The organism is Glaciihabitans sp. dw_435, from assembly GCF_018449675.1.
Classification (GTDB): Bacteria; Actinomycetota; Actinomycetes; order Actinomycetales; family Microbacteriaceae; genus Glaciihabitans.
In genome coordinates, this window is the sequence record NZ_JAAVUZ010000004.1 from 84,766 (window position 1) to 98,787 (window position 14,022).

Genomic DNA, 14,022 nt, shown 5'->3' on the forward strand with positions numbered 1-14,022 from the left:
GTTACACCGCCGGCTGGGCTGAGGGCGCGTCGTCCGCCGTGGAACCAACCAGGACAGACAGCGATGCCGCGACGGAGTGATCCGCCTCAACCTCGGGTGCCACGTGCGCGCGCAGGATCGTCATCGACTTCTCCTGCACCGGCACGACCGAGCCCGCTTCTCGCAGTTCGGAATCCGCGGTGGCGCCAGCGGTGTCAACAACGATCTCCCAGACGGGTGAGTACTCGTCGACGGGAAGCGTGAAGTCAACCGCCTCGTCGCCCGCGTTGAACAACACGATGAAGTGGCGGTCGGTGATGCGCTCGCCACGCGGGTCGCGTCCACCAATGCCGTCTCCGTTGAGGAAGACGCCGATCGCGCGCCCGAAGCCCGAGTCCCAGTCTTCCGGCTCCATGGCGGTGCCATCCGGCTGCAGCCAGACAATGTCCGGCACTGCCTGACCCGCGGTGCGACGCACGGGACGGCCATCGAAGAACCGGCTGCGACGGAACGTGGGATGTTCCTTACGCAGTCGCGCGAGGGCGGCCGTGAACTCGATGAGCGGCTGGTCCGCGTGGTCCCAGTGCACCCAACTGATCTCGGAGTCCTGTGCGTAGGTGTTGTTGTTGCCCTGCTGCGTGCGGCCGAGCTCGTCTCCGTGCAGAATCATCGGAACACCCTGCGAGATCAGCAGTGTGGCAAGGAAGTTGCGCTGCTGGCGCGCGCGCAGCACCAGTACCGCCGGGTCATCCGTCGGTCCCTCGACGCCGAAGTTCGACGAGCGGTTGTGCGATTCGCCATCGTTGTTGTCTTCACCGTTGGCGTCGTTGTGCTTCTCGTTGTACGACACCAGGTCGTTGATGGTGAAGCCATCGTGGGCGGTAACGAAGTTGATGGATGCCACGGGGCGGCGGCCAGAGTGCTCGTAGAGGTCGGCCGAGCCGGTGATGCGCGAGGCGAATTCACCGAGCGTCGACGGCTCGCCGCGCCAGAAGTCGCGGACGGTGTCGCGGTACTTACCGTTCCACTCCGTCCACTGGGGCGGGAAGTTGCCGACCTGGTAACCACCGGGGCCAACGTCCCACGGCTCGGCAATGAGCTTGACCTGCGAGACCACCGGGTCCTGCTGCACGAGCTCGAAGAAGGTGGAGAGTCGGTCGACGTCGTAGAACTCACGGGCGAGCGCCGATGCGAGGTCGAAGCGGAATCCGTCGACGTGCATCTCGGTCACCCAGTACCGCAGCGAGTCCATGATGAGCTGCAGCGAGTGCGGGTGGCGAACGTTGAACGAGTTTCCCGTGCCGGTGTAGTCCATGTAGAACTGGGGCTCGTCGTCCATGAGGCGGTAGTACGCCGCATTGTCGATTCCGCGGAACGACAGGGTCGGGCCCATGTGGTTTCCCTCAGCGGTGTGGTTGTACACCACGTCGAGGATGACCTCGATGCCGGCGACGTGAAGTGCCCGCACCATGCCCTTGAACTCCTGCACCTGCTGGCCGAGTTCGCCGCTGGAGGCGTAGGTGTTCTGAGGGGCGAGGAATCCGATGGTGTTGTAGCCCCAGTAGTTGGACAGCCCCTTCTCCTGAAGGGTGGAGTCGTTGACAAACTGGTGCACGGGCATGAGCTCAATGGCGGTAACGCCGAGCTTCTGCAGGTGTTCGATGATCAGCGGGTGCGCGATCGCGCTGTACGTTCCACGGATTTCCTCGGGGATGCCCGGGTGCAGTTCCGTCAGACCCTTGACGTGAGCTTCGTAGATGACGCTCTCGTTGTAGGGGATATGCGGGCGGCGGTCGCCGGCCCAGTCGAAGAAGGGGTTGATGACAACGCCCTTCATCATGTGCGAGGCGGAGTCCTCGTCGTTGCGCGAGTCGGGGTCACCGAAGTTGTAGGCGAACAACGACTGGTCCCAGTCGATGGTGCCGCTCGTCGCCTTGGCGTAAGGGTCGAGCAAGAGCTTGTTGGGGTTGGCGCGCTTACCGGTAGCGGGGTCGTACTCGCCATAAATGCGGTAGCCGTAGCGCTGTCCGGGCTGTACTTGCGGCAGGTAGGCGTGCCAGACGAAAGCGTCAATTTCGACGATCTCAACTCTGGTCTCGACGCCGTCATCGTCGAACAAGCACAGTTCGACCCTTTCCGCCGCTTCGCTGAAGATCGCGAAGTTCGTTCCGTTGCCATCAAAGGTGGCACCCAAGGGGTAGGCGGATCCTGGCCAGGTGTTCATGAAGTCCTTTCGTGGAGCAGACGCTTTACCGTACCGTTCACGGTTAAACGGGCAGTGATACTTCACGACGCGGTCCGCGTCTGCTAGTAGCCTATGGAACCGCCGTGTACCCAACCTGAGGGTTGACGTCGTCGCGCAGACACTTCAACTCGCTCGTCGCGGTACTTTTGGTGCGTGACCGCCGCCCCGAAAATTCACCCCTCCCGCTACGTCGCCCTGCTGAGGGGTATCAATGTCGGGGCATCCTCCCGCATCGCCATGGCGGACCTTCGCTCCCTCGTCGAGGGCCTCGGCTACACGGGCGTGCGCACCCTCCTGCAGAGTGGCAACGTCGTGTTCGATTCCGACAGGGCGGTGGATGTCGCGGCGCGCGAAGCCCTGGAAGCCGCCATTGTCTCCGCGACCGGCGTCACCTCGAAGGTTCTCGTGGTTGATGAAGCCCGCTTCCGCCGCATCGCCTCGGCCAACCCCCTGCTCGACGTGGGTACGGATGACTCGCGCCTGATCGTGACCTTCGTCGACGAGGTGCCGGACGCAGGCACTCTCTCCCGCCCGAGCGACGACGAACTGCTTCCGGAGCGCATCGTCTTCGGTGCCGAGGCCATCTACCAGTGGCTGCCCGACGGGGTGCTGAAGACCCGCCTGCCGCCGCGGTTCCACGAACGACTCGGGCGTGTCGCGACCGCCAGAAATTGGCGGACGGTCACAAAGATCGTCGATCTGCTCAACTCCTGAGCAAGGATGGATGCATGACCACAGCCGCCCCGTCGCCCATCGTCGACAATTCAGAAACCTGGGTAGCGTCCCAGATCGCGCAGTACGTCAAGACCAACGGAGAAAAGCCCGTATTCCGGTACGGAGCTCCACTGGCGCTCGTGACGACCCAGGGCAGCAAGTCCGGTCAGTGGCGCAGGACGTGTCTGATCTGTGCCGAGGACGACGGGCGATATCTGATCGTCGCCTCGCTCGGCGGTGCCCCGAAGCATCCGGTCTGGTATCTCAACCTCGAGAGCAACCCGCGGGTCTGGTTGCAGGTCGGTGCCGAATCGTTCTGGACGGTGGCGCGGGATGCGACGCCCGAGGAGAAGCCGGCACTGTGGGAGAAGCTGGTCGGCCTGTATCCCGACTATGCGGACTACCAGGTCAAGACCGAGCGCGAGATTCCCGTCGTCATTCTGGAACGCGAGCAGTAACAGCACTCCTTGCGCCACCTCGTTGCGGGTGGCTTATGCTTGCGATGAAACACGGGAGTCCGGTGAGCCGGGCTGAGAGGAAGCTTCTCCAAGCTTCGACCGTCGAACCTGATCTGGATCATGCCAGCGCAGGGAGGCAAATCTCTTATCAATCCCGTGCCCTCTTTTCACTACTGAAAGGGCACGACCAGTGCACACACGCCACAAATTCTCGTCATCGGGTGGAACGTTCCGCGGACACCCGCTTCTGCGCGCCACGGCGCTCGTTGTCGCGGCGGGGCTCGCCCTCGCCGTTGCGGGGTGTTCGACGCAGCCCGCGTCGACCGCATCGGAGCAGACGCCCTCAACGATCGTTCTCGTCACCCATGATTCGTTCAACCTCAGCAAGGGAACGCTCGAGGAGTTCACCAAGCAGACGGGTATCACCGTCGAGGTGCAGGCCGCGGGAGACGCGGGGGAACTCGTCAACAAGTTGGTCCTGACGAAGGACTCACCCCTCGGCGACGTGGTGTTCGGCATCGACAACACGTTCGCCAGCAGAGCCGTCGAGGCCGGTGTGCTGGAGAAGTACTCCTCGAAGGACCTCACCGCCGCCGAGGATCAGTATCTGCTGCCCAAGGGCAGCGGGCGCGAGGAACTGACCCCGATCGACAACGGAGACGTGTGCGTGAACGTCGACCACGAATGGTTCGCGAAGAAGGGTCTCGCGGAGCCGGTTACCCTCGCGGACCTGATCAAGCCCGAATACAAGAATCTCTTCGTGGTGCCGGCCGCCAACTCGTCGTCGCCCGGCCTCGCGTTTTTGCTCGCGACAATCGCCGCGTTTGGCGAGACCGGCTGGGAGGGCTACTGGAAGTCGCTGGTGGGTAACGGCGTGAAGATCGACGGCGGGTGGGACGACGCGTATTACGTCGACTTCTCCGGCCCGTCGAGCAAGGGGGACCGCCCGCTGGTCGTCTCCTATGCATCGTCTCCTCCGTTCGAGGTTCCGAAGGGGTCGAACGTTGCGCCGACCGGTGCGCTGCTCGACACCTGCTTCCGCCAGACCGAGTACGCGGGTGTCATCGCGGGCACGAAGTACCCGACCGCCGCCAAGAAGCTCGTCGACTTCCTCTTCTCGGTGCCGGTGCAGAACGACATTCCCGAAAACATGTACGTCTTCCCCGTCAACGCGAAGGCCACACTGCCCGAGGGCTGGTCGACGTACGCGAAGATCGCGACGAAGCCCTACGTCGTCTCGCCGTCCGACATCGACAAGAACCGCCAGACCTGGCTCACGCAGTGGGCAGCCATCGCCACACCGTGACCCTGACGCCACGAGCACGCCGCGCACCGGGCACCGCCTTCTGGGTGGTGCTCGGCGCCGCCGCGCCCCTGATCTTTCTCGGCATCTTCTTCCTGTGGCCCGTTGCCGCGATGGTGGGCAGGGGAGTGCTGCCAGATGGCACGCTGGACCTCACCGGATTCGGTGAGGTACTCGCCCGCCCGCGCACCCTCCGGCTGATCGGACTCACCCTCGGGCAGGCATCGCTGGCAGCGCTCATCACGAGCGTGCTGGGTGTCCCGATCGCCTACGTCCTGTACCGCCTGCGGTTCCGCGGACGCCGGGTGTTGCGCGCCCTCATCGTTGTGCCCTTCGTGCTGCCCACCGTGGTGGTCGGTGTCGCCTTCCGCACGCTCCTGCGCGCCGGCGGTCCGCTCGGCGGGCTCGGGCTCGACGGCACCTTCGGCGCAATCATGCTCGCGCTGGTGTTCTTCAACGTTGCCGTGGTGACCCGCACGGTGGGAAGCGCGTGGGAGAGCCTCGACTCCCGTCAGGAAGAGGCAGCGCGTGTGCTCGGCGCCTCACCCCAGCGCGTGTGGTGGACGATCACGCTTCCCCGGCTGGCCCCGTCGATCCTCGCCGCCGCCTCCATCGTCTTTCTGTTCTGCTCCACCGCATTCGGCGTCGTTCTGGTTCTCGGCGGCGCCCGCTTCGGCACCATCGAGACGGAGATCTATCTCCTCACCACGCAGTTCCTCGACCTGCGCGCGGCGAGCGTGCTGTCGGTCACCCAGCTGGTGGTGGTGGTCGTGGCGCTCGCCGTAGCGGGCCGCGCCTCCCGGGGTACTGCCACCGCGCAGCGTCGTGTTGCCGCCGACACCAGCGCCCGGGTTCTCCGTCGGGCCGACGCGGGAGCCATTGCTGTCACCATCCTTGTTGCCGTGTTCCTCGCCCTGCCCGTTGTCACCCTGGTGGTCCAGTCGCTGCAGACGCCGGGCGGCTGGAGTTTCGACAACTACCGTCATCTCGCGGGGACCGGCAGCAGGAATGCGCTGGCGGTCCCGGTGTGGACCGCGCTGGGAAACTCGCTGACGACCGCGCTGACCGCGACCCTCATCGCCCTCGCGGTCGGGTTGTGCGCGAGCGTCGTGCTCTCCCGCCGTCCCCGGGCACGGCGGTGGCGTCGGGCGCTGTCCGGGTTCGATGCCGTCGTGATGCTGCCCCTCGGTGTGTCGGCGGTGACGGTGGGATTCGGGTTCCTCATCACCCTGAATCATCCGCCCTTCGACCTTCGCTCCTCACCGGTGCTGCTGCCCATCGCGCAGGCTGTTGTTGCGGTGCCCCTTGTCGTGCGGACCCTGCTGCCGGTGCTCCGCAGTATCGACCCACGCATGCGCGAGGCGGCGTCCGTGCTGGGAGCGGGTCCCGGACGGGTGCTGGCGGACGTCGACCTCGCCATCGTGGCGCGACCCCTGCTCGCGGCATCCGGATTCGCCTTCGCCGTAGCCCTTGGTGAGTTCGGCGCGACAAGTTTTCTGTCCCGCCCGGACAGACCGACGCTGCCCGTCGTGATCTTCCGCCTCATCGGGCTACCCGGTGGGGACAACTATGGGATGGCGCTGGCCGCGTCCGTGGTGCTCGCCGCGGTGACAGTCGCCATCATCGCCGCGGTCGAGAGACTGCGCGTGGGCACGATAGGAGCGTTCTAGTGAACCAGGGTAAGACGGCGACGGAGCCGGCCGAAGGCGAGGTGGCCCTGCTGGTGCGGGACCTGCGGGTTGTTTTCGCGCAGGCCGCGGCATCCCGCTCCGCGCCGACCGTTGCGGTCGATGACGTGTCCCTCGAGGTGCACGCCGGAGAGGTGCTCGGAATCCTCGGGGCCTCCGGCAGCGGCAAGTCGACCCTGCTGAGGGCGATCGCCGGGCTCGAGACGCTGGCGGGCGGAACCGTCGCCTGGCACGGTACTGACATCACGCGGCGTGCCGTGCACGAGCGTGGCTTTGCCCTGATGTTTCAGGACGGCCAGTTGTTCCTGCATCGCAGCGTCGCCGACAACATCGCGTACCCGTTGCGCATCGCGCGGGTCGCCCGGGAGGCACGCCACGCGCGTGTGACCGAGCTGCTGGATCTCGTGGGATTGCCCGGGACGGGGGAGCGACGGGTCACGGACCTCTCCGGTGGTGAGCAGCAGCGGGTCGCTCTCGCCCGGGCGCTGGCCGCCCGACCGCGACTGCTGCTGCTGGACGAGCCACTGAGCTCGCTGGACCGGGAGCTTCGCGACCGCCTCACCGGTGACCTGCGGCGCATCCTGACGACGACGGGCACCACCGCGATCATGGTGACGCACGATCAGGACGAGGCGTTTGCGCTGTCCGACCGGGTCGGCATCATGGGAGCCGGCCGCCTTCTGCAGATCGGGGCGCCGGCGGACGTCTGGCGAAACCCCGCCACCGCAGACATCGCACGTTTCCTCGGGTACACGAGCGTGCTCGATAATTACGCCGCCCGGATCGTGGATCCCAGCTCGACGACGCCCATCGCGCTGCGGCCCGGCGCCCTTGTCGTGGCGGACTCGGGCATCGTGGGAACCGTGCTGAGCAGCACAACGGCCGTCGCCGGGGTGCGCCTGCGGTTGCACATCGAGGGCGTGGGTGAGGTAACGGCGACCGGACGGGACGATCGGATGCTGCCGACCGGCACCACCGTCACCGTGCGGGTCGATTTCGCCGGCGTGGCCCGGCTGGCCCGCGCGTGACCGCGATGCCCCCGGCACCCGTACCGGTCGATCCCCCCACCGTTGTTCTCATCGACGGTCGTTCCGGGTCGGGGAAGACCGAGTTCGCGCAGGCACTCGTTTCGCTCTGGCCGGAGGCCCAACTCGTGCGACTCGACGACATCTATCCCGGCTGGGACGGCCTGCAGGCGGCAAGTGACATCGTGCACGAGAGAATCCTCACCGACTTCTCCTGGGTGCGGTGGGACTGGGCCAGTTCCCGCTACGCCGAGACGCACCTGCTCGACCGCACACGGCCGATCGTGATCGAAGGCTGCGGTGCGCTGAGCGTCGCGAATCGCGCGCTCGCGGCATCCGCTCTCTGGGTGGAACTCGACCCGGCAACCCGCCGCCGCCGCGCCCTCGAGCGGGACGGCGCCATGTATGCGCCGCACTGGGATCGCTGGGCAGCGCAGGAAGACGCCTTCTACACCCGCGAAAACTCGCGTTCTCTTGCCGACGCGGAGATTGATGGGGCGGATGTCGCGGCCGCCGCCGCGCGGTGGCGGAATGCCATCACGGCTGCAAGCATGGGGGAGTGACCTCACCCTTTATCGCCGTGTCCGAACTCGCCGACGCACTCTCCAGCCGCACCCCGCCCGTCGTTCTGGACGCGAGCCTCGTGTTGCACCCTGCCGCATTCGACGGGGACTACCGCATCGACAGCGGATACCCGTCGTGGGTGGAGGGCCACATTCCCGGGTCACTTCACGTCGACGTCAGCACGCAGTTCAGTGACACCACAGCGCCCCTGCACTACACGCACCCGGCCCCGCAGGCCATTGCCGACGAACTTGCCCGTCTCGGGATCCCGCGGGACACGTCCGTCGTGATCTACGACTCAACTGGCACCCTCTGGGGCGCGCGCCTGTGGTACCTGCTGCGGTGGATTGGCGTCAACGCCCGCGTGCTCGACGGCGGAATCCGCGCGTGGACGGAGGCGGGACATCCCGTCGAATCCGGCGAGACGCCCGCGAAGCGTGCGGCGGTCGCCTCGTGGCCGGCGGACAACCGCCGTGACTTCTGGGTGAGCAAGGAAGAACTCATCGAGCGCACCGCGAGCGACGGTCGACCGCTGGTGTGCGGCCTGCCGGCCACCTCGTTCAGCGGGGAGGCGGCGAGCCGGTACGCCCGGCGTGGCCATATTCCGGGCAGCGTGAATGTCTCGAGCCGTGATCTGTTTGCCTCCGACGGCGGGGTGAAGTCGCGGGTGGAGATCGCGCTCGCCTACGACGCGGCGGGCGTCAACGTGCGCGATGACAGCACCGAGGTGCTGCTGTACTGCGGTGGCGGGATCTCGGCCGCCGCCAACGCCCTGACCCTCGCGGAGATCGGCGTTCGCGCCGTGAGGATCTACGACGGATCGCTCGAGGAATGGTCGGCCGATCCGAGCCTGCCGCTTGAGTCGGTCACGCCCGCCTGAGTCGGGTCAGCTCCAGCCCAGTTCGTGCAGCTGGTCGTCGTCGATGCCATAGAAATGCGCGATCTCGTGTACCAGCGTGATGTGGATCTGATCCCTGAGTTCCGTCAGGTCGGCACACATCGCCAGCAGCGGTTCCCGGTACAGGATGATGCGGTCGGGAAGTTCCCCGAACCCGTAGCGGTCGCGTTCGGTGAGCGCGATGCCGTCGTAGAGCCCGAGGGCGTCCAGCGAGCCATTTTCCGGTCGGGCCTCGGTCACGAAAATGAGGTTCTCGAGTCCGTCGACCATGTCGTCCGGCAGCGCGTCGAGTTCTGCGATCACGAGCTTCTCGAACTCGTCTTCTGAGAGGGCGTCCATCGGTGTGGTTCCGTCACTCATACGTCGATGGCGCGGATCAGGGTTTCCTGCACGTAGCCGAGCCAGTCGTAGATCGAGAGCATGATCTCCTCGTTCTCGTCCTGGGGCGTTCGTGGGGCCTCGTCGACGGTGTTCAGGCGCGATCCGAGCGTCAGGCGGATATCGGTGAGAGTGCGCAGCCATGACTGCACGCCCGGGTCATCCACCTCGATGCTGACGCGCTTGCGCTTGGGAGCCACGTCCAGCGACAGCACCACCACGCCCGCGTTGCGCACCTTGCGTTCGGCGAGATCATCTTCGGTGAACCGGCGGAATTCGGCGGCGTTGTCGTCGTTGTCGCGGTAGGCATCGGGGAGGAGCCGGTCGAGCGCCGGGTCCGAGCCGTGGGTGACCCGGTCGGTGAGCAGACCGGAGATCTGTCCGGCGAGGTCGCGGATGATTCGTGCTTCATCCACGCTGAAGGTTCCGGTCACGTCGCCGCTGCGGCTGCGGCTGAACCCGCTCACGCGTCCGCCTTCTGCAGGGTCGCCCACAAGCCGAAGTCGTGCATCGCTTCGACGTGGCGCTCCATCTCCTCGCGCACGCCGGTCGCGACGACCGCGCGACCCTCTGTGTGCACGAGCAGCATGCGGCGGTCGGCCTCGGCCTTGTCGAAGCCAAAGTAGCTGCGGAACACCCACGACACATACGACATGAGGTTCACGGGGTCGTTCCAGACCAGAGTGACCCACGGCTGGTCGAGGAGAACGAGTTCGCCCTGTTCGACCACCGCGTTGAGATCGGTGCGATCGAGCGTCTGTACCACGCTCCAAGCCTCGCACATCTGAGAGCATGGCCCCATGCGTACTGACAGGTTGCCGATCTACCGCATCGCCGAGTTTGCCGCGTTTCCCCTGGCGAGGGGCACCTGGCCGGCGACCCTGGCGCCCGTCGCCCACGTTCTCGAACACGGCCTTGACCTCGGCGCCGCGACCGTGTTCGTCGGCGAGAACGGCTCGGGAAAGTCGACGCTCGTCGAGGCCATCGCCATCGCGTACGGACTGTCGCCCGAGGGAGGGTCGCTGGGAGCGGAGCATTCCACCCGGCCGACGGAATCCGAACTCGGCCAGCATCTGCAGCTGACCCGGAACCCCCGCACCGCGCCCCGGGGGTATTTCCTCCGTGCGGAGACCATGCACGGCTTCTACACGTTCCTCGAGAACAACCCGCCCCTGTCGCACCGCGACATTGCGTTTCACGACATGTCCCACGGCGAATCGTTCATCGAGCTCGTCGCCAGCAGGTTTCGCGGTCCGGGGGTGTGGGTGCTGGATGAACCTGAGTCGGCGCTGTCGTTCTCGGGATGCCTGTCCCTGCTGGCAATGCTGGAGAACAAACTGGCGGACGGAGACTCGCAGGTGATCATGTCGACCCACTCGCCGATACTCGCCGCGCTGCCGGGCGCGGCCATCTACGAGGTGGGCCCCTGGGGACTCCGCCGCCAGGACTGGCAGCAGCTCGGCCTCGTGGAGAACTGGAAGAGCTTCCTGGAGGCTCCCGCGCGCTTCCTCGATCACCTCGGCGACTAAGGGGTTAAAAGCAGAACGGCCCGACCGAAGTCGGGCCGTTCTGTGTGGGGTGATCGACGGGGCTCGAACCCGCGACATCCGGCTCCACAAGCCAGCGCTCTGCCAACTGAGCTACGACCACCATGTATCGCACATGGCAACCCAAGTATCTTATTACAGACGCGGGGCCCATTCCGCCACAACTTCGGCCGACACTGCCTTCACTTCATCGGAAGTGGGGCCGGGATCCGCGACAAATGCGGCTTTTCGGTAGTACGCGAGCTCGCGAATTGATTCCAAAATATCTGCGAGCGCACGGTGGCCACCGTCTTTCGACGGCGCGTTGAAGTAGACGCGGGGGAACCAGTGGCGCGAAAGTTCCTTGATCGATGAGACGTCGATGCTGCGGTAGTGCAGGTGGTTGTCTACCCGCGGCATGAACTTGTTGAGGAACGCACGGTCCGTACCGATGGTGTTGCCGGCGAGCGGCGCGCTCGACGGGTTCGGCACGTACTTGAGGATGTACTCGAGAATCTCGTACTCGGCCTCGGCCAGCGTCACACCGTTCGGGACCTCGTTGATGAGGCCGCTGGAGGTGTGCATCGCCCGCACGAAGTCATTCATGTTGTCCCACGCGGAGGCGTCGGGCTTGATGACGATGTCGAATCCCTCGGCTACGGGTTCGAGGTTGTAGTCGGTGATCACCACCGCAACTTCGACGAGCTCATCGATCGAGAGATCGAGCCCCGTCATTTCGCAGTCGATCCACACCATACGATCTTCAGAAGCAGCCATTGCGCAATTCTAACGGGGAGCGCCGACAGCACTCAGGCGTCGTGTGCGGAGGCCAGCCGCGACTGCAAAATCTCGGCTGCAGCTTCCAGCGTGGCCCACTGTTCCGGCGTGAGATCGTCGAACACGGGGAGCAGCGAGGCGGCGAGCGAGCCCCGCCATTCCTCGAGGGCCGCCTTGCCCTTGTCGGAAATGGCGATCAACCAGGCCCGCGAGTCGTCGGCGTCGGCGATGCGGTGCACCAGTTCTTCTTCGACGAGGGCGGGGAGCAACTTGGTCATGCCCGGCTGGCTGATACGACTGGAGGCAGCGAGCGCGCCAATCCGCATTGCTCCATCGTTGTGCAGGATCGACAGCGTGCGCCAGACGGCGGCGGGCGTAGCGTTGCCCGTTCCCTGCGCCGCGATGCGGGTGAGGCGATGGTTCGATACCAAAAGGGACTCGAGGATGTCTGTCTGCGTCACGCGGAAATCATATGCGCTTCGCGTGCCTAAACTTGCCGAATGCTGGCCATTCTTCTTCTCGTCAATGCCGCCTTCAACGTCATCGTGTGGCCGCAGTTCTTTCGCCGCATCTCCAGGGACGAGCGGGCGCGGGATGCCTCGGGCCGCCCCACCGCGTTTCTGCGGGTCCACGCGATCCTGATCGGTGTCGCGCTCCTGATCGCCCTCGTTTCGGCCGTCTTCGGCATCCTGAGCCTCGCGGGAGCCGTTTAGTCGGGTCCGTGGCATCCCCGTCTGCTACAACTAAAGGCATGACTGACAACACGCCCACAATCACTCCCGGTGACGAATACATCGTCTTCTACCAGGGCGGCCCCTACGACGGACGCGACGATACCCGTATCAGCACCGACGGATCGTTCGACTCCGAACTGACTGTTCTCGCCGCCGTTGACGGCCACGAGCAGCAGTGGGTCTACAAGACCGTGTCCAACAAGCTCGTCGGCGAGCAGCTCCAGGTGACGTACGCCTGGGACGCCCCGGACAGCGACAGCTACGAGGCCGTCGAAGAACGCGGCGAGCTCTAACGGGAATCTCCCCGGGGTCGCAGCGGTTAGGACGAGTGTGAAGCTCGATTTCTACTCCTCGTCGTTCTGCGACCCCTGCATTCAAACCCGCTCCGTGCTCGGTGAAGTGTCCCGGCTCGTACCGGGTGCCGAAATCGTTGAGCGCGATGTCGCCCAGTTCATCGAGGTAGCCGAGCGTGATGGTATCCGTTCGACTCCCACCGTGATCGTGCGTTCCGCCTCCGGCGATGAAGTGTTCCGCGCCGAGGGAGTGCCCACCATCAACCAGGTGCTCGTCGCTCTCGCGAAGGCCGTCTAAAAGTCACACGCTCCGGGCCACAGTGGTCGCGGCGGTGGGCCCCTCGTGCGCTCGTGGTACTGGTTCTGCTGCGGACGCTTGACTTGTCCCCGGTTCATGGGTAGACAGACCGTACCACCCACGCCAGTCGACCACCGACACTCCGGCCAGGGTCGACGGCTGGGGGACACATGAGGCTCACGCACCGCATTGCCACGATGACGGCGGCGATCGCGCTGTTCGGCGTTATCGGAGTTCCCGCCGCGGCGTCCGCGGCGACGACGAGCACGGGGACTGTCACCGTCATGCTCATGACGACCTCGAAGCAGGAGCTCGCAATGGCCGGGGCATCCGTCGTCATGACGAACGAAAAGGGTGTGGTGAGGTCGGGCCGCACGGCATCCAACGGCCAGGTAACGCTGTACGACGCACCCGCAGGGGATCATTGGATGATTCGGGCCGTTGCGCCCGCCGGTGCCGGCATCTGGACCCGCCTGCCGGGCGTGCGCTGGGGTGTTCCCGTCACCGCGGGCAAGCATTCGTGGGTCGTCGTGGTGATGCGGCTCGGCGGCTCCATCGGCGGAACCGTGCGGGATAACGCGGGCAACCCGGTACCCGGAGCGCTCGTGGTGGCGACCGGGTCCGATGTAAAAATGACGGTGACCACCCACGCAGACGCCCAGGGCAGATACTCGGTGAATGGGCTTCCGCTCAGTGACTTCCTCGTGGAGTACAGCCGGGCGCCCGGGTATCCGGTGACCGGGTGGTGGTGGTCAGTGCGGGCCCAGTACGGGGACAAGCCGCGTACCCTCATCACCAACGCTGACGTGGTGGTCGACGACCTGTTCGAAATGGTCGGAGTCGTATGGACGCTGAGTCGTCCCACCGACCCGACGTTCGTTGCAGCTCCCGTTTCCATCGTCAACACCACCACGGGCGCCGTGATCTCGACCACGATGGACGGCTCGGAATTTCACCAGCAGCTGACGGCGGGAACGTACAAGGTCTCGGTCACGGGACGGGCGGCGGACGGTCATCCCGTTACTTACTGGCAGACCGGGGAAGACACGCGTCCCTCGACTGATCCCTCGAAGGCCGTCACCGTCACCTTCACTGGTTTGGAACGCAAGGTCATCTACTTTAACCTCATGATCTGACCGCTC

At 65.5% G+C, this 14,022-nt stretch carries 18 protein-coding genes, 1 tRNA gene and 1 riboswitch; of the genes, 12 read left to right on the forward strand and 7 right to left on the reverse strand.

Translation table 11 applies throughout. From position 1 onward, the window contains the following. Nucleotide 1: 1 nt before the first annotated feature. Entirely contained in the window at nucleotides 2-2,203 is a 2,202-nt protein-coding gene (gene glgX / locus HB677_RS07220; protein WP_213815019.1) for a glycogen debranching protein GlgX, read from the reverse strand. A gap of 174 nt (nucleotides 2,204-2,377) precedes the next feature. Between glgX and HB677_RS07225 the strand changes: the two genes are divergently transcribed. From HB677_RS07225 to HB677_RS18815, 7 genes are all read left to right on the forward strand, one after another. Continuing rightward, a complete protein-coding gene (locus HB677_RS07225; RefSeq protein WP_213815020.1) occupies nucleotides 2,378-2,938 on the forward strand; it encodes a DUF1697 domain-containing protein in 561 nt (186 codons plus the stop codon). Between the two features lie 14 nt (nucleotides 2,939-2,952). Further along, nucleotides 2,953-3,396, forward strand: coding sequence for a nitroreductase family deazaflavin-dependent oxidoreductase (locus HB677_RS07230; protein ID WP_213815021.1), 444 nt, complete (start codon nucleotides 2,953-2,955; stop codon nucleotides 3,394-3,396). A 41-nt stretch (nucleotides 3,397-3,437) separates the two neighbouring features. Continuing rightward, nucleotides 3,438-3,548, forward strand: a riboswitch (TPP riboswitch). A 38-nt stretch (nucleotides 3,549-3,586) separates the two neighbouring features. Next, on the forward strand, nucleotides 3,587-4,702 hold the full coding sequence (locus HB677_RS07235) for a thiamine ABC transporter substrate-binding protein (protein ID WP_307852511.1): 1,116 nt from the start codon (nucleotides 3,587-3,589) through the stop codon (nucleotides 4,700-4,702). Next, complete coding sequence (locus HB677_RS07240; RefSeq protein WP_374193794.1) at nucleotides 4,699-6,369, forward strand: ABC transporter permease; 1,671 nt, start codon at nucleotides 4,699-4,701, stop codon at nucleotides 6,367-6,369. The genes HB677_RS07235 and HB677_RS07240 overlap by 4 nt, the downstream gene beginning before the upstream one ends. Next, nucleotides 6,369-7,415 carry an ABC transporter ATP-binding protein gene (locus HB677_RS07245; RefSeq protein WP_307852512.1) on the forward strand — a complete coding sequence of 349 codons (1,047 nt, stop codon included), beginning with the start codon at nucleotides 6,369-6,371 and terminating at the stop codon, nucleotides 7,413-7,415. The genes HB677_RS07240 and HB677_RS07245 overlap by 1 nt, the downstream gene beginning before the upstream one ends. 5 nt (nucleotides 7,416-7,420) lie before the next feature. Further along, nucleotides 7,421-7,975: an ATP-binding protein gene (locus HB677_RS07250; protein WP_213815243.1), complete on the forward strand. Its 555-nt coding sequence runs from the start codon at nucleotides 7,421-7,423 to the stop codon at nucleotides 7,973-7,975. After that, nucleotides 7,972-8,856: a rhodanese-like domain-containing protein gene (locus HB677_RS18815; RefSeq protein WP_213815022.1), complete on the forward strand. Its 885-nt coding sequence runs from the start codon at nucleotides 7,972-7,974 to the stop codon at nucleotides 8,854-8,856. The genes HB677_RS07250 and HB677_RS18815 overlap by 4 nt, the downstream gene beginning before the upstream one ends. 6 nt (nucleotides 8,857-8,862) lie before the next feature. Here HB677_RS18815 and HB677_RS07260 read toward each other — a convergent pair whose 3' ends face one another. From HB677_RS07260 to clpS, 3 genes are read right to left on the reverse strand one after another with little or no spacing between them, the layout of a single operon-like run. Next, nucleotides 8,863-9,234, reverse strand: a complete 372-nt coding sequence (locus HB677_RS07260; RefSeq protein WP_255546331.1) for a metallopeptidase family protein — start codon at nucleotides 9,232-9,234, stop codon at nucleotides 8,863-8,865. Next, on the reverse strand, nucleotides 9,231-9,719 hold the full coding sequence (locus tag HB677_RS07265; protein WP_213815023.1) for a DUF2017 domain-containing protein: 489 nt from the start codon (nucleotides 9,717-9,719) through the stop codon (nucleotides 9,231-9,233). Before HB677_RS07265 ends, HB677_RS07260 begins: the two co-directional genes overlap by 4 nt. Next, nucleotides 9,716-10,018 carry an ATP-dependent Clp protease adapter ClpS gene (gene clpS, locus HB677_RS07270; RefSeq protein ID WP_374193796.1) on the reverse strand — a complete coding sequence of 101 codons (303 nt, stop codon included), beginning with the start codon at nucleotides 10,016-10,018 and terminating at the stop codon, nucleotides 9,716-9,718. Before clpS ends, HB677_RS07265 begins: the two co-directional genes overlap by 4 nt. 34 nt (nucleotides 10,019-10,052) lie before the next feature. Here clpS and HB677_RS07275 point away from each other — a divergent pair, with 34 nt between their 5' ends. Further along, complete coding sequence (locus HB677_RS07275; RefSeq protein ID WP_213815025.1) at nucleotides 10,053-10,781, forward strand: ATP-binding cassette domain-containing protein; 729 nt, start codon at nucleotides 10,053-10,055, stop codon at nucleotides 10,779-10,781. 45 nt (nucleotides 10,782-10,826) lie between these two features. Here HB677_RS07275 and HB677_RS07280 read toward each other — a convergent pair. The 3 genes from HB677_RS07280 to HB677_RS07290 all read right to left on the reverse strand — a co-directional run bounded on the left by HB677_RS07280 (nucleotide 10,827) and on the right by HB677_RS07290 (nucleotide 12,016). Beyond that, nucleotides 10,827-10,902, reverse strand: a tRNA-His gene (locus tag HB677_RS07280). A gap of 32 nt (nucleotides 10,903-10,934) precedes the next feature. Then, nucleotides 10,935-11,555, reverse strand: a complete 621-nt coding sequence (orn, locus tag HB677_RS07285) for an oligoribonuclease (RefSeq protein WP_213815026.1) — start codon at nucleotides 11,553-11,555, stop codon at nucleotides 10,935-10,937. 32 nt (nucleotides 11,556-11,587) lie between these two features. After that, complete coding sequence (locus HB677_RS07290) at nucleotides 11,588-12,016, reverse strand: MarR family transcriptional regulator (RefSeq protein WP_213815027.1); 429 nt, start codon at nucleotides 12,014-12,016, stop codon at nucleotides 11,588-11,590. 39 nt (nucleotides 12,017-12,055) lie between these two features. Between HB677_RS07290 and HB677_RS07295 the strand changes: the two genes are divergently transcribed. The 4 genes from HB677_RS07295 to HB677_RS07310 all read left to right on the forward strand — a co-directional run bounded on the left by HB677_RS07295 (nucleotide 12,056) and on the right by HB677_RS07310 (nucleotide 14,016). Further along, entirely contained in the window at nucleotides 12,056-12,268 is a 213-nt protein-coding gene (locus tag HB677_RS07295; RefSeq protein WP_213815028.1) for an SCO4848 family membrane protein, read from the forward strand. Nucleotides 12,269-12,306: 38 nt separating this feature from the next. Continuing rightward, nucleotides 12,307-12,582 carry an oligoribonuclease gene (locus tag HB677_RS07300; protein ID WP_213815029.1) on the forward strand — a complete coding sequence of 92 codons (276 nt, stop codon included), beginning with the start codon at nucleotides 12,307-12,309 and terminating at the stop codon, nucleotides 12,580-12,582. Nucleotides 12,583-12,619: 37 nt separating this feature from the next. Then, complete coding sequence (locus tag HB677_RS07305) at nucleotides 12,620-12,880, forward strand: thioredoxin family protein (RefSeq protein ID WP_213815030.1); 261 nt, start codon at nucleotides 12,620-12,622, stop codon at nucleotides 12,878-12,880. Nucleotides 12,881-13,050: 170 nt separating this feature from the next. After that, entirely contained in the window at nucleotides 13,051-14,016 is a 966-nt protein-coding gene (locus tag HB677_RS07310) for a carboxypeptidase-like regulatory domain-containing protein (protein WP_213815031.1), read from the forward strand. The last annotated feature ends 6 nt before the right edge of the window (nucleotides 14,017-14,022 follow it).

What these genes read in the sequence shown, in the direction of transcription:
- glgX (WP_213815019.1), bottom strand. Translation starts at nt 2,203, where the DNA reads ATGAACACCTGGCCAGGATCCGCCTACCCCTTGGGTGCCACCTTTGAT.
- HB677_RS07230 (WP_213815021.1), top strand. Translation starts at nt 2,953, where the DNA reads ATGACCACAGCCGCCCCGTCGCCCATCGTCGACAATTCAGAAACCTGG.
- HB677_RS07250 (WP_213815243.1), top strand. Translation starts at nt 7,421, where the DNA reads ATGCCCCCGGCACCCGTACCGGTCGATCCCCCCACCGTTGTTCTCATC.
- HB677_RS07260 (WP_255546331.1), bottom strand. Translation starts at nt 9,234, where the DNA reads ATGAGTGACGGAACCACACCGATGGACGCCCTCTCAGAAGACGAGTTC.
- HB677_RS07275 (WP_213815025.1), top strand. Translation starts at nt 10,053, where the DNA reads ATGCGTACTGACAGGTTGCCGATCTACCGCATCGCCGAGTTTGCCGCG.
- orn (WP_213815026.1), bottom strand. Translation starts at nt 11,555, where the DNA reads ATGGCTGCTTCTGAAGATCGTATGGTGTGGATCGACTGCGAAATGACG.
- HB677_RS07295 (WP_213815028.1), top strand. Translation starts at nt 12,056, where the DNA reads ATGCTGGCCATTCTTCTTCTCGTCAATGCCGCCTTCAACGTCATCGTG.
- HB677_RS07300 (WP_213815029.1), top strand. Translation starts at nt 12,307, where the DNA reads ATGACTGACAACACGCCCACAATCACTCCCGGTGACGAATACATCGTC.
- HB677_RS07310 (WP_213815031.1), top strand. Translation starts at nt 13,051, where the DNA reads ATGAGGCTCACGCACCGCATTGCCACGATGACGGCGGCGATCGCGCTG.